Here is a 13,580-nt window from a genome sequence, read left to right as displayed (position 1 = left end):
TGCTGCAGTCGGGGCGACGTCGTCTCCGCGCTGTTCCAGCTCAAGTGGCTGGCCCAGGCTGAGTTCGAGGAGACTCGCGAGGCGCACTCGGCGCTCTGGAGATCGCTGGGGATTGTCGCCTGGGCAGCCTGGAGAACCCGACAGGGACGATGCCTGACCGGGTCCTCCTTGCTCCACTTCTCGGTGCTCAGAACGATCCGACGACGGACACCAGGCTCACGAGTGCGATGACCACGAAGACCGGGATGACCAGGGTCACGACGCCGAGGTCCTTGTAGGACTGGCGGTGGGTGAGCCCGCAGACGATGAGCAGGGTGACCACGGCCCCGGAGTGCGGCAGGGTGTCGAGACCGCCCGCCGCCATGGCCGTGAGGCGGTGCATCGCCTCCATGCTGACGCCCTCCTGCTCGGCCATGGTCCGCAGGTCGTCGCCGAGGGCGTTGAGCGCGATCGTCATACCGCCCGAGGAGGAGCCGGTGAGACCGGCGGTGATGGACACGGAGAGGACCGAGGTCCACAGAGCGCTCACACCGAGGCCGAAGACGGAGTCGCGGACCACGGCGAAGGCGGCGACCGAGGCGACCACCGCGCCGTAGCCCACCTCGGAGGCGGTGCTGAAGATCGGGAGCATGGACCGCTTCGCCCCGTCGACGCATCCGGTCCACACCGTGGCGAGCTGGCGGAGGTTGAGGGCGACCAGGACGAGGATCGCCGCGATGATGCCCAACAGCACGGCCCACAGCCCGAGGCGCTGGTCGATGGTGATCCCGCCGAACTTCTCGTCGGCCAGGTAGGACCAGTCGAGGGCCGGAAAGATGATCAGGGTGCAGGCGAAGTTCACGGCGAAGACGGTGAGCAGCGGCAGGAAGGGGACGAGACGGTTCGCCGGTTCGAGCGTGGTGACCTGGTTGCCGGCGTCGTCGTCGGAGGCCCCGCCGACGGCACGCGCGCTCTCGGGACTGTCGAAGCTCTCACCCTTGCGGATCAGCGCGGTGCGCCGGTACTCGAGCCACAGCAGGCCGAGACCGAAGATGAGGGCACCACCCAGCAGCCCGGTCCCGGCACCGGCGAACGAACCGGTGCCGAAGAACTGTCCCGGAATGATGTTCTGCAGCTGCGGGCTGCCGGGCAGGGCGGTCATCGTGAAGGTGAAGATGCCGAGCGCGATGGTCGCGGGAATGAGGCGTCGGGGGATGTCGGCGACCCGGAAGAGCTCGCGGGCCAGCGGGTACATCACGAAAGCAACGACGAAGAGGCTGACGCCCCCGTAGGTCATGAGGGCCGAGGTGACGATCGTCGCCGCGATCGCGCTCCGCGAACCCACCAGCTTGGTCACGGTGCGGGCGATGCTCTCCGCGTAGCCGGTGACGGTCATCAGGACGCCGAAGATCGCACCGAACAGGAACACCGGGAACCAGCTGCCGACGAAGCCGGCCATCGCCGGCATGAAGATCTCGGTGTAGGAGGCCAGGATCGGGGCCCCGGAGAAGACCACCGCGACCGCCGAGGCGAGGGGCGCGGCGAGGATGACGGGGACGCCGCGGTAGGCGAGGGTGATGAGCAGGAGCAGGGACGTGACGATGCCTATGATTCCCAGTGCCATGGGACTCCTCGGGGGGTTGGGGCAACCAGTGCCGAATTCTCACCGGGAGACGAGGGCGTCTCCAAGGGCTGGGCGCGGTCGTCCGGTGGCTGGGGGACGTTCCGCGTCGGTGGGGTCGTTACCGCTGGTCGGGCGGTCGATCACGTCGGTCATCCTCGTGCCGAAGCGACGGCGGGGGGAATGGTGAACGGGCTGTCAAACCGCTGGGAACTGTGGGGCCCTTGAGGGTTGAAAGTGTGATGCACATTACGGTATGGGCCCTTTAGGGGGAGGGGACACCAGACGCGCGTGAGTGCCGATCAGTAGCCGGTGCCGGACTGGCACACCGTCCTGTTCTCCGCCACGCGACGGTGCAGGACCTGGACCGCGTGGTTACGGAGAGTCAAAGAGGGCCGGAACCGTCGTCGCTGTGGAGACCGGTGATGAAACCGCCGCTCAACGTCAGTCGCGTCACCGTTCCCGGGGAGGAAGGAAGAAGCGTCCGGCATCTCCGGCTGGTGGGACCCTGCCGTTGTTCTGACGAGGGCCCCAGGTGAACCGCGAGTGTTCCGAGGACCGTTGAGTGGGTGCCGGGAGGCGTGAAAGGCCGCGTGGGGAAAGGGACGCCTGCCGGCCCGGACAGACGGATGTGTCCGTCCCCGAGATACCCCGCACCAACCACCTCGGGAGACCCTGGGAACGGTCGACCGACTCCGCGTCGATCTCCCCTCGCTCGGAGGTTCAGTGAGCACATCCCCGCGGCACAGCCAGCGATGTGAGCACGCTGTCAAGCCGAAATGCGTCTGTTCCTCCTGCGGTGGGAGTGCTCACGGTTGGTCCGGCCACATCGAAAGGGCGCGCAGAGGTGATGCGGGGGTCCGCGAGGTGCGCGACCCCGCCGAGCGGGAATGGCGGGAGCAATCGAGGAAGTTTCGGGAGAACCACCGAAGGGTTCCCACCAAGTACCTCAGGCAGGCCGGTGGCAGGGTCGCGGTCGCGGCTCTGGTCGCGTGGTTGTCCGAGAACCCAGGCGCCGTTGAACGGGTCGAAAGGCTCGGCCGACGACTCAATGAACAGGTCTTCGACAAGGACCTGCGTGCCCTCGTCCAGGAACGGTCGGGGGAGGACCCGGCTCTGGCCGAGTACGGCAAGGAGATGGCAGGGCACTTCTGGTGCGACCTCCTTGCCGAGATCGCCAACTTTCTCGATCACGGCGCCGATCTGCTGGACAAAACCCCCGAAGGGCTCAAGGACGCGGTGCTGGAACACGAGGACGCCGCTCATTGGAGTCCTGTGCGTGCCACACTCGCGGAGGCCGCTCTGGGCTTCGTCTGGAAGGGCTTGCAGTTGATCCTCGGTGCCGACCTGGGGACAGCGGTTCTGCATGTGCGTGTCCTGGCTGTTCTGATCTGCCCTGATCCGGGGGCTCACCTCCGGGTCGCTCAGTATTGCCTGCGGCCCTTGGTGAAGGAGGCCGTGCGGGATCATCTGACGACCAACCTGGAACCCGAGTGGCTCTGGAGTGACGGACGGTGACTCCCTGGCGGGCTCCCTCAGGTGGGGGTCTCCAACAGTGCCCCTGTCACCTTCGCTCACCGGCGAGGAACACTTCTTCCTGGTGCCAACCCAGAGCATCCCTGCTGGGACGGTCGGCTTTTCGCGGCGGCAGACTGATGTCCCTGCCCGCGAGCGACGCGTAGTACTCGCCCGCTGCGGAGTGGCTCGCCAGAGCCGGACTCACCCGGACCTTGAACTGCGGGGAGATCCCCAAGTAGCCGGAGTCGAAGAGTTTGTGGATGTCGGCGCGCAGAAGCAACCCGTTGTCCAGGCGGTGCAGCCCTCCCGCACTCACTGGGTGGATGTGGGCCGCCTCGAGGGTCGGTGCCACGTCGACTCCGGTTACCGCGCACCTGCCTTCGTAGGAGTCGAGGAGTACGAGCTTGAACGCCTCCTGCCCATAGCGTCGACGCACGGGCACGGGTTGACCTCGGGTGGGGCCTGAAAACGCCCAGGTGTGGGTGTTCTCCATGGGATCGCCGAAGTGGACCTCCTCGTGCGTGGAGAGGATTCGCTCGGCGATCGGGGTGAAGTACGCGGAGTGCGCCGAGTCCGTGACGTCGTCGTACCCCTTTCCCTGGACCAGGTTGCTCGCGAAGTCCGGGGGTGGGGCGAAGGTATCGCCGTCGAAGAACACCGGGTCGCGCAGCATGACGCAGCTGATCAGTGGGTCCTCACCGACGCGAATGGCCGGGTTGCCCTCCTTGAGGCGGTACCGGTTGAGGGCCTCGCGTAGCTCTTCCAGACTGCTTCTGCCGTTTCCCTCGCCGAAGGCCGCCCAGGCTCTGGAGAGCGGGGTCCGAGTGAAACCGCTGAACACGGCGCCGCCCACGACCCGATTGTGCGGGTAACGGGTCTTGAAGAGGAACAGGTCGCCCAACCCGATCCGTCTGAAGACCTGGTTCGAGGAGGGGCGCCAGAAGTTGATCTCTCTCAGGTGAGGTCTCCGCGCGAGGAATTCGGCCCACGCGCGGTCGGTGACTCCAACATATGCCTTCATGGAGGCAATGATGTCTTTTGGCTGGATTGTCGCATGAGTCGGGTCCGGCTTTTCGTGAGGTCATCGGAAACCGGTCGGATCCCACCCAGGTACCTGGAAGCCTCAACCAACGGCCTCGGCGAGGAATCGAGTCGCGAACACGCTCCTGGACCGAATTCTTGTGGAGGCCCTCCGGATGCTCACTCAAGACCTCGAACAGGGCACGTGTGATGCGGGAGCTGAGTTCGCTTCGGGACGCCACGTGGTTCGCCTTCCGGGACAGGGGGCACAGCCGGGGAACGAGCGTACAAGTCGCATAGATGCCTGTTGTGCAGTCCTGGACTCGCAGGGCATTCCTTTTGTCGCATGGCCGGTTCCGGTCAGTGGTCGCAAGTCCCTGACGAACGACGTATCCGGCTGGTAGACCTGCGTGGCGGAGTGTCATCGGGTCGTGACGGAGCGGCCCCTTGTCGGGGAATCGGGAGAACGCGCGCGTGGAGCCGAGCGAGCTGGTGGCCAGGGTCGACTTCGACGAGGACGTCACGGAGGAAGAGGCGGAACAGCAAACCCGGGACCTGGTGCTCCTGTTGGAGGACCTGGACGTCGACGAGGTCGGTGTGGCGGAGGGTGAGGCAGCCGAGAGGACCAGGTCCGCTGATCCCGCGCTGCTCGCGGGGGCGGTGGTGGTGGCCGGTGCGATCCTCAAACCGGTGCTCGCCGCTCTGGTGACGCTGTTGGGGCAGTGGATCGAACAGAGCGGTCAGCGGTCGGTGACGGTGGAGTACGGCGACGCCAAGGTCACCGTGAAGGGCCGCGTGGCCACGAAGGACGTCGAGGCCTACGCGCGGGCCCTGAACGAGGGGGCGCAAGCCCCGGGGGGCCGGTGACTGATGCGCCGGACAGCGATCCTCATCGGGGTCAACCGCTACGAGGACCTGGCAGGGCTCGACTCACCGCGCGAGGACGTCAGAGCCATCGAGAGGGTCCTCAAGGCCAACGGGCACTACGACCGGGTCCAGCCCCTGCTGGAACCCACCCGCAACGAGGCCATGGAGGCCCTGGAGACGGCGCTGTCGGAGGGCAGGCCCGACGACCTGCTCCTGGTCTCCTTCTCCGGGCACGGGGTGAAGGACAAGCGGGGACGACTGCACCTGGCACTACGGGACACGCGCCGCAAGCGCCTGGAGACGACCGCGCTGTCCGCGGAGGTCCTCAAGCGGTTGCTGGAGGACTCTCGGATGCGCAGCAAGGTGCTGTTGCTGGACTGCTGTCACGGAGGGGCTTTCGCTGACGGCTTCGCGACCCGGTCCGGTGGTAGGGAGGAGGCCGAACCCCTCGATCTGGAGCGCCAGCTCAGCGATGGTGCGGGGACCTACGTGATCGCGGCCTCGGGCGCCCTGGAGCTGGCCCGGGAGGGTGACAACAGGGCAGGGGTGCGTCCGTCCCCATTCAGTGCCTCCGTGGTGCGGGGGTTGGCGGGCGCGGCCACCGACTCCAACGGGGACGGGTGGATCGACGCGGTCGACCTCTACCAGCACGTCCACCGCGAGGTCGACCACGTCGAGGGCCAACGCGTCACCGTCTCCTCTCTGGGAGTGCGCGGGTCGCTGGTGCTGGCCCGGCACACGGGGTCGGCGACCGCCGCCGACCTGCCGAAGGCGTCCGGATCGGCCGGAACGGGGGAAGGGGGGAGCGCCGGGGAGGGACGTCCGGATGCTCCCACCGGAGAGGAGAGCCGCGGCGCTCCCCGTGCGGGCGGTGTGTGGGGCTGGGGCCCCTACCTCGACTACCTGCGCGACTGCCTGACGAGGCAGAGCGTGCTACAGCAGCTGCCGGACGCGAACGGCCGGGACGCGGCGGTCTGCGACATGGGCTCGGAGGTGCTCCTGAGCAGGGTGGAGGACCGGTGGCGACTGACCGGTCGGGCCGAGGGCCTGGCCCGGGAGGCGGTCGACGAGGGCCGCCCCCTGCGCTACGGCTATCCGACGGTGCTCTTCGATCCGGTGCGGTCCGAGCGCGGCCGTGGCCGCAAAGCCAAACTCGCCCCGCTGTTCGTGATGGACGTGGAGGTCGAGGAGGAGGACGGTGAGCACTTCCTGCTTCCGGTCGGCGAGCCGGAGCTCAACCGGGAACTGCTGGTCTCGGCAGCCGACCTCGATGAGGGGGACATCGAGGAACTGGTCACCTGGTTCGAGGCCGACTGGGACGGCGGTGGGGTCTCGGGCCTGGCGGACAAGGCGCGCACGGTCTGCGTCAAGCTGGACCTGACCAGGGTCGACGACCTGGTCGCCGGGGAACTGCGCTCGTCGTGGGACGTGCGGCACGGTGCCCGCAGGGGTGCCCAGAACGTCGCTGTCCTCTATCGGGGCGACCCCGCCGGGGCGGCCGTCAAACAGCTTCTCGGTGATCTGGACCGGAGCGGTGGCGGGATCCGCCTCGAGAGGATCGGCGGGACGGCGCTCGGAGCCCTGTCCGGGGCCTCTCCCGTCGACGGTGCGGCGCGACCGGTGCCGCCGGTCGTGACCGGCCGCAGCAACACCGCGCAGGAGGAGATCCTCGCCTCCGCCATGAGCCAGGTACTGACCGTGGCCACGGGCGCTCCCGGAACCGGTAAGAGCGAACTCATCACCTCCGTGGTCACCACGGCCGTCGCGGCGGGCCAGTCGGTCCTGGTCGCCTCCACCAACAACACGGCCGTGGACGAGGTGGTCACGAGGGTGAACAAGCTCGGACCGGAGGCGGACCTCATGGTGCGCACCGGTAACCAGGAACACCGTGCGCGTGAACCCGAAAAACTCAACGCCCTGTTGGCCGCCGAGTGGGACGAGGCGGACGCGGCCACCGCGCACGCCCGTCTGGCGGTCCATCAGCGGGGGTTGGACACGGGCCGTGACGAGCTGGCGGAGGCGGAGCGGACCGAGCGGCGGCTGGCGCTCCTGGCCGAGGCCCGCAACCGGTTGCGGCGCGGACTGCCGACGGCGGTCGCCGCGTCCGCCTTCGAGAGCACACGGGACCGGAACCGCTGGACCCGCAGGGTGGAGGCGGCGCTGGAGTCACGCTGGGCGGGCTGGTGGCACCGGTGGTTGACGTGTCGTGGGCTCGGCATCTCGGGGACGGACCAGGAACTGTCCGGCATCCTGGCCTACCTGACCACAGAGAACGAGTGGTGGGAGCTGCGCGAGCGGTCGGAGCGGGGGCCGACTCCCGAGCAGACCGTCGACAGGATGCGCGAGCTGCGCGAGGAACGGCGCGAAGCCAGCACCGAGTACCTGCTGGGTCGGGTCGCGGACTCGCTGCGGCGGGGGAGGACCGTCATCGAGGGGCGTCTGCGTAATCTCGCCTCGGGCCAGAACGGGTGGAAGGGCATGAAGGCGCTGGTGCGCGCCGTGCCCGCCTGGGCCACCACGTCCCGGTCGGTGCGCGGGGTCTTCCCGCCCGAACCCGGGCTGTTCGACCTGGTGGTGATCGACGAGGCCAGCCAGTGCACGGTCGCGGATCTGGTCCCGCTGCTCTACCGGTCGCGACGGGCCCTGGTGATCGGCGATCCCTACCAGCTGCAACCGGTCAATCCCATGACCGCACGGGACGACCGGCGGATCCTCTCCGTCCACGGGTTGCCCGCGGTGGAGACGGAGGAACGGTCGCTCTCCTTCGGTGGGTCCTCCGCGTACCACGCGGCGGCGTCCACGCTGGTCGCGGGCGGGGGCGAGGTCCTGTGGCTGGACGAGCACTACCGGTGTCACCCCGACATCGTCGCACCGGTGAACCGGCGCTTCTACGGCGAGCGCCTGGCGGTACGCACCAACAGCGCGGCACTCGTCGCGGCGGGGGACCCCGCCGTGCGGTGGATCGACGTGCGCGGTGCCTGCGAACGTCCCGGGGGACGCTCCTGCCTCAACCGGGAGGAGGCGGAATCGGTGCTCGACCTGCTCCGCAAACTGTGGCGTTCCCTGCCTCCGGAGGCGAGCATCGGTGTGGTGTCGCCCTTCGCCCCGCAGGTGCGCCTCATCGAGGAGAAACTCGGGGACGGGGCCGCCGACCGCATTCGCGTGGGCACGGCTCACCGGTTCCAGGGTGGGGAGCGCGACGTCGTCGTGATCTCACCGGCGGCGGCGACCGGTGTGCACCGGAGCAGCGGGAACTGGGCGCGTCAGCAGCAGAACCTGTGGAACGTGGCGGTCACCCGCGCTCGCTCGCGCCTGTACGTGGTCGGCGACCGCGAGTACTGGGCCGACCAGGGCGGGCTGTTGGGTGACCTCGCGGCGCAGACGGAGGATCCGAGCGGCGGCGGGGGGCTCGACGAGGCGGGCAGCCTTCTGTTCGAGGCGCTCACCACGCGCGGAACGGGCCCGAGGGTGGGCCACCGTGTCGAGGGGTACGCCTGTGACCTGTGGGTGCCGGGGAACACGGACACGGCCGTGATCGTCGACCGTGCCGGGGTCGGTTCCACGGCCGCTCCTGCTCCGGGGCGGACACTTCAGCGGGTTCTGGACAGGGCGGCCCTGTTCGAGGAGGTCTCCGGCGTTCGTACGGTGCGCGTTCCCGCCTGGCGATGCCTCGTCGAACCCGAGGCGGTGGCCGAGGAGCTCACCACGGCCTGAGCGGGGCGGAGCCGTCATCCGGCTCGGCCCCGCACCCCCTCGGTCAGAGCTGCTCGGGGGCGTGGTGCCAGGAGTGGCCCGAGACCCCCGGGGTTCCCCCGTGTGAGGGAAGGTCCAGGTCGGGGTCCCAGCCCTGGGCCAGCAGCCAGGCGCGGACGTCGTCGCGCTCCTCGCGGACGCGCCGGTAGGCGTCGCGGACCCTCGCGTACCGGTCCCCGCGTCCGGGGCGTTCGCGCCGGAGATCGCGACGGGCCCGGGTGATCCTGCGTCCGTAGTACTCCTCGACCACCGCGGCGGCGTTGAGGTGGCTCAGGAAGCCGTGCTCCTGCCAGTCGGACAGGTCACGGGCGCGGAGTTCCTCCAGGTCCCGGCCGGTGCCGTTCGGGTCGGCGCCCGAGGCCCGCGCGGCGCGTGCCGCGACCTGGGTGCTCTCCAGGCGGCCGGTGAGGAACTCCTCGATGGCGGCCAGCGCCGTGGATTGCGTGGCCCGTGCGTCCGACGCCATGGTCGCCTCCGGTCTCGGTCCTGCTCGGTGCGGGTGCGTGACTGCGGGTCACCCACGCCCAGGTTCGCACGGCGGCGGGGACGAGCGGTACGCGGCGGCGGACCATGGGGTCGAACGGCCGGTGTTCAGCTCCCCGTGTTGAGCCACCAGATGGAGAAGTTGAGCGCGGTCGCGAACGCCACCCAGGCCCAGTAGGGCACCAGGAGGGCGGCGGCCCAACGGGACACGCGGGCGAACAGGACGATGGTCACCGCCAGTGCGCCCAACAGCAGGACGATGTCGACCAGGGCGGTTCCGCGAAGCCCGGCGGTGAAGAACAGGGGGGACCACGCCGCGTTCAGGAGCAACTGGACCGCGAACAGGGACAGTTCGGTACGGGCTCCCCTCCAGCCCCGCTGGCGCCACACCAGCCAGCCGGACACGGCGATCATCACGTACAGCACCGTCCAGACCGGGCCGAAGAGCCAGGACGGCGGTGCCCACGACGGTTGTTGCAGAGCGGCGTAGTCCGTGGCGGTCCCCGGGTTGGAGAGCACCCCGACGAGCGCGGCCGCGGTCACGGCGGCGCCGAACACCAGGGCCGCGAGGAGCGCGGACGTCGTCGACGGGGTGTTGCTGGGCGTGGCGGCGGTCATGGGTTCCCTTCGAGCGCGGGAGCGCTGGCGTGTGGTGCTCCTGGGGTGGTGGTTCCACCGTGGAGCTCATTACTCGTATACCAAGTAGCTCGGATTCCAAACGTTTTTGGTCGCACTGAGTAGGCGGTCCTGAGCGCGGCGTTCGGGCAGCCCTGCCTCCCCGCTTCGGGTCGGGGTCGGCCGCATACTGCCCTCAGGGGCGGACACGGCCGTCGAACACCGGGTTCGAGGGCCGACCGGGCCGGGCCGCACGTCGCCGGGAGGGCGTCACCCGGGGTGGGCCGGGCGCGGAGCCCGGTGTTCGCGTCTCGCACGATCCGACACCCGACACCGGAGAGAGCAGGTCCAACATGACCCAGGACAAACCGTTGTGGTTGTTCGGTGACCAGCTCGGCGGGCACTTCCACGGAACCCGGCGGAACCGGGGCAGGCCGATCCTGCTGATCGAGTCCGAGCGGGCCCTGCGGCACAGGCCCTACCACCGGCAGAAGCTGCACCTGGTCCTGGCGGCCATGCGGCGGCTGGCCGAGGACCTCGGTGAGCGGGTCACCTACGTTCGGGCGGCGACCTACCGGGAGGGGCTGCGCCGGTTCGGTCGGGTGGTGGACGTGCACGAACCCGGGTCCCACGCGGCGTGGGCCCTGGTCGAGCGGCTGCGGGACGAGCGCCTGGTCGACGAGGTCCTGCCCACCCCCGGGTTCGCGTTGGGCAAGGCCGGGTTCGCCGAGTGGGCGCAGGGTCGGTCGGGCTTCCGGATGGAGGACTTCTACCGGGACCAGCGGCGGAGGTTCGGTGTCCTGCTGGAACCGGACGGCGGGCCCGTGGGCGGCGGGTGGAACTTCGACAAACACAACCGCGAGGGGCCGCCCGCAGCCTCGACGCTGGGCGTGCCCGCCCCCTACCGGCCCCGGGAGAACGCCGTCGACCGGGGGGTGCGGCGGGACCTGGACGCGTGGTGCGGGGAGGCCGGGAGCAGGGTGGTGGGCGGGGACGGCCCCCGTCTGTTCGCGGTGAGCCGTGCCGAGGCCGGGCGGGCGCTGCGCCGGTTCCTCGACGAGCGGCTGCCGACGTTCGGCACGCACCAGGACGCCATGCTGGAGGACGACTGGAGCATGTCGCACTCGCTCCTGTCGGTCCCGCTCAACCTGGGGCTGCTGGACCCGCTCCGGGTGGTCGAGGCCGCCGAGCGCCGGTACCGGGAGGGCACCGCGCCGTTGGCGTCGGTCGAGGGGTTCGTCCGGCAGGTGCTGGGCTGGCGGGAGTGGACCTGGCACCTGTACTGGCATCTGGGCCCGGAGTACCTGCGGTCGAACCACTTCGGTGCGACGGCGGAGCTGCCCGGGTGGTGGCGCGCACTCGACCCCGAGGGGACCGAGGCCCGGTGCCTGAGCCGGACCATGGCGGGGGTGTGCGAGCGGGGGTACGCCCACCACATCGAGCGGCTCATGGTGCTGGGCAGCCACGCCCTCCAACGGGGCTACCGGCCCGACCGGCTGAGCGCGTGGTTCGCGACCTCGTTCGTGGACGGCTTCCCCTGGGTGATGGCCACCAACGTCATCGGGATGAGCCAGTACGCCGACGGAGGGCGGGTGGCCACCAAGCCCTACACCTCCGGTGGCGCCTACATCCGTCGCATGAGCGACCACTGCGGTTCGTGCCGGTTCGACCCCGGAGTGCGGGTGGGCCCCCGGGCCTGCCCGTTCACCGCGGGCTACTGGGCCTGGATGCGGGACAACGAGGAGGCGCTCTCGGGCAACCACCGGATGGCGCGACCCCTCGCGACGATGCGTCGGCTGACGGACATCGAAGCGGTCGTGGAGCAGGAACGACAGCGGAACCAGGGGTGATTCGGGGCTTTCGGGAGTTATCTGCGGTGACCGAAAAGAAACGAGTTCGGTGGTCGTGGATCCGCGAAGGAACCCGGCTATGGTCCGATTTTTGGTCATTGATGGGTGCCTTGGGTGGCTATGTCCGCGTGTTGTGGGCGTCGGGCGGTGGGAGAGATCGGATTCTCATCAGTGCTGCTCATGTTGGGTGTATCGCTGATCTGGGTGGGTGAAGTGAGTCGAAGGTCCCGGTTTGGGAATCGGAGAATGTCAGGATGATCTTCTTGCATCTGAAAAGGAGATTCCTGGGATTTCGCGGTGGTGTTCCTCGTAAGGTGGGCCGCGGTTTGTGGGGGACGGTTCGGGAGCGGTCGTATTGCGCCCGTCCCAGTGGTTTGCGTCCCCTTCGCCCTCTCAGTCCGTGCCCGACGGCCCCACCGTCGGGCACGGGTACACGCGACCACGACGAAGAGAGACACCTTCGATGTCGATCGACTCAGCCCCCGAGGTTCGGACCAGCGAACAGCAGAGCCTGGCGACCGCCGCCGCGCGGAACCTGGCGACCACCACCAAGTCCGCGCCGCAGATGCAGGGGAAGAGCTCCCGCTGGCTGCTCAAGACGCTCCCCTGGGTCCAGACCGACGGCGGCGCCTACCGGGTGAACCGCCGACTGACCTACACCATCGGCGACGGCCGGATCGACTTCGAGCAGACCGGCTCCGAGGTGCGCGTGATCCCGCGCGAGCTCGGGGAGCTGGCCGTGCTGCGCGGCTACGACGACATCGAGGTCCTGGAGGCCCTGGCCGGGCGCTTCACCCAGCGGGAGTTCGAGCCGGGCGAGGTCCTCGCCCAGGAGGGCACGCCCGCGGACCGGCTGTTCCTCCTGGCGCACGGGCGCGTCCACAAGACCAGCGAGGGCGCCTACGGGGAGACCAACCGCCTCGGTGTGCTCGCGGACGGCGACAACGTCGGTGAGCGGTACCTCCTGGACACCGACCCCGTCTGGGGATTCACCGTCAAGGCGGCCACCGCGGGCACCCTCCTGGAGCTGCCCCGCCGGGAGTTCATCGCACTCCTGGACGACTCGCCCAGCCTCCAGGCACAGGTCCAGGCGTTCCTGTCGGTCCCCGGACGCAGCCAGAACAAGTACGGCGAGGCCGAGATCGCCCTCTCCTCCGGGCACTCCGGTGAGGTCGAGATCCCCGGCACCTTCGTCGACTACGAGCTCAGGCCCCGTGAGTACGAGCTGAGCGTCGCCCAGACCGTGCTGCGCGTGCACACCCGGGTAGCCGACCTCTACAACAAGCCGATGAACCAGACCGAGCAGCAGCTGCGTCTGACCATCGAGGCCCTGCGTGAGCGCCAGGAGTTCGAACTGGTCAACAACCGCGACTTCGGTCTGCTGCACAACGCGGACTTCCGCCAGCGCATCCAGACGCACTCCGGCCCGCCCACGCCGGACGACCTCGACGACCTGGTGAGCATGCGGCGCAACACCCAGTTCATGTTCGCGCACCCCCGGGCCATCGCGGCCTTCGGCAAGGAGTGCAACAAGCTGGGCCTCAACATCGGCACCGTCGAGGTCGGCGGCCACCACCTGCCCGCGTGGCGCGGGGTGCCGATCCTGCCCTGCGGCAAGATCCCGATCTCCGAGCACCAGACCTCCTCGATCATCGCCGTGCGTACCGGTGAGGACAACGAGGGCGTCATCGGCCTGCACCAGACCGGCCTGCCCGACGAGGTCGAGCCCGGCCTCAACGCCCGGTTCATGGGCATCGACGACAGGGCGCTCATCTCCTACCTGGTGAGCACCTACTACTCCGCCGCCGTGCTCGTCCCGGACGCCCTCGGCGTCCTGGAGAACGTCGAGGTCCGTCCCCGTGCCTGAACGATCC

The 13,580-nt window shown here is 69.3% G+C and carries 9 protein-coding genes; 5 read left to right on the top strand and 4 right to left on the bottom strand.

The annotated features are described in order from the left end of the window. Positions 1-187: 187 nt before the first annotated feature. Complete coding sequence (locus tag ACFW3L_RS17600) at positions 188-1,603, bottom strand: GntP family permease (protein ID WP_378741660.1); 1,416 nt, start codon at positions 1,601-1,603, stop codon at positions 188-190. A gap of 864 nt (positions 1,604-2,467) precedes the next feature. Between ACFW3L_RS17600 and ACFW3L_RS17595 the strand changes: the two genes are divergently transcribed. Continuing rightward, entirely contained in the window at positions 2,468-3,118 is a 651-nt protein-coding gene (locus tag ACFW3L_RS17595) for a hypothetical protein (protein ID WP_378741658.1), read from the top strand. A 46-nt stretch (positions 3,119-3,164) separates the two neighbouring features. Here the strand turns inward: ACFW3L_RS17595 and ACFW3L_RS17590 are convergent, their stop codons facing one another. Further along, the gene (locus ACFW3L_RS17590) at positions 3,165-4,139 is read right to left on the bottom strand and encodes an HNH endonuclease (protein ID WP_378741655.1); all 975 of its coding nucleotides are present in this window, start codon (positions 4,137-4,139) and stop codon (positions 3,165-3,167) included. 473 nt (positions 4,140-4,612) lie between these two features. Between ACFW3L_RS17590 and ACFW3L_RS17585 the strand changes: the two genes are divergently transcribed. Together ACFW3L_RS17585 and ACFW3L_RS17580 are read left to right on the top strand one after the other, a co-directional pair. After that, positions 4,613-5,005 carry a hypothetical protein gene (locus ACFW3L_RS17585; RefSeq protein WP_378741653.1) on the top strand — a complete coding sequence of 131 codons (393 nt, stop codon included), beginning with the start codon at positions 4,613-4,615 and terminating at the stop codon, positions 5,003-5,005. Positions 5,006-5,008: 3 nt separating this feature from the next. Then, positions 5,009-8,719 (top strand): AAA domain-containing protein, encoded by a 3,711-nt coding sequence (locus tag ACFW3L_RS17580; RefSeq protein WP_378741651.1) that lies wholly within the window; start codon positions 5,009-5,011, stop codon positions 8,717-8,719. A gap of 43 nt (positions 8,720-8,762) precedes the next feature. On the opposite strand, the gene ACFW3L_RS17575 is transcribed toward ACFW3L_RS17580, so the two are convergent. Together ACFW3L_RS17575 and ACFW3L_RS17570 are read right to left on the bottom strand one after the other, a co-directional pair. After that, entirely contained in the window at positions 8,763-9,224 is a 462-nt protein-coding gene (locus ACFW3L_RS17575) for a hypothetical protein (RefSeq protein ID WP_378741648.1), read from the bottom strand. Between the two features lie 125 nt (positions 9,225-9,349). Beyond that, a complete protein-coding gene (locus tag ACFW3L_RS17570; RefSeq protein WP_378741646.1) occupies positions 9,350-9,859 on the bottom strand; it encodes a TspO/MBR family protein in 510 nt (169 codons plus the stop codon). 350 nt (positions 9,860-10,209) lie between these two features. On the opposite strand from ACFW3L_RS17570, the gene ACFW3L_RS17565 reads away from it, so the two are divergent. Both ACFW3L_RS17565 and ACFW3L_RS17560 read left to right on the top strand, forming a co-directional pair. Next, positions 10,210-11,706 (top strand): cryptochrome/photolyase family protein, encoded by a 1,497-nt coding sequence (locus ACFW3L_RS17565; protein WP_378741644.1) that lies wholly within the window; start codon positions 10,210-10,212, stop codon positions 11,704-11,706. Between the two features lie 463 nt (positions 11,707-12,169). Further along, positions 12,170-13,573 carry a family 2B encapsulin nanocompartment shell protein gene (locus ACFW3L_RS17560; protein ID WP_378741642.1) on the top strand — a complete coding sequence of 468 codons (1,404 nt, stop codon included), beginning with the start codon at positions 12,170-12,172 and terminating at the stop codon, positions 13,571-13,573. The last annotated feature ends 7 nt before the right edge of the window (positions 13,574-13,580 follow it).

The sequence above is a fragment of the Nocardiopsis sp. NPDC058789 genome (genome assembly GCF_042745575.1).
Lineage (GTDB): Bacteria > Actinomycetota > Actinomycetes > Streptosporangiales > Streptosporangiaceae > Nocardiopsis > Nocardiopsis eucommiae.
This window is presented reverse-complemented; position numbering and strand designations above follow the sequence as displayed.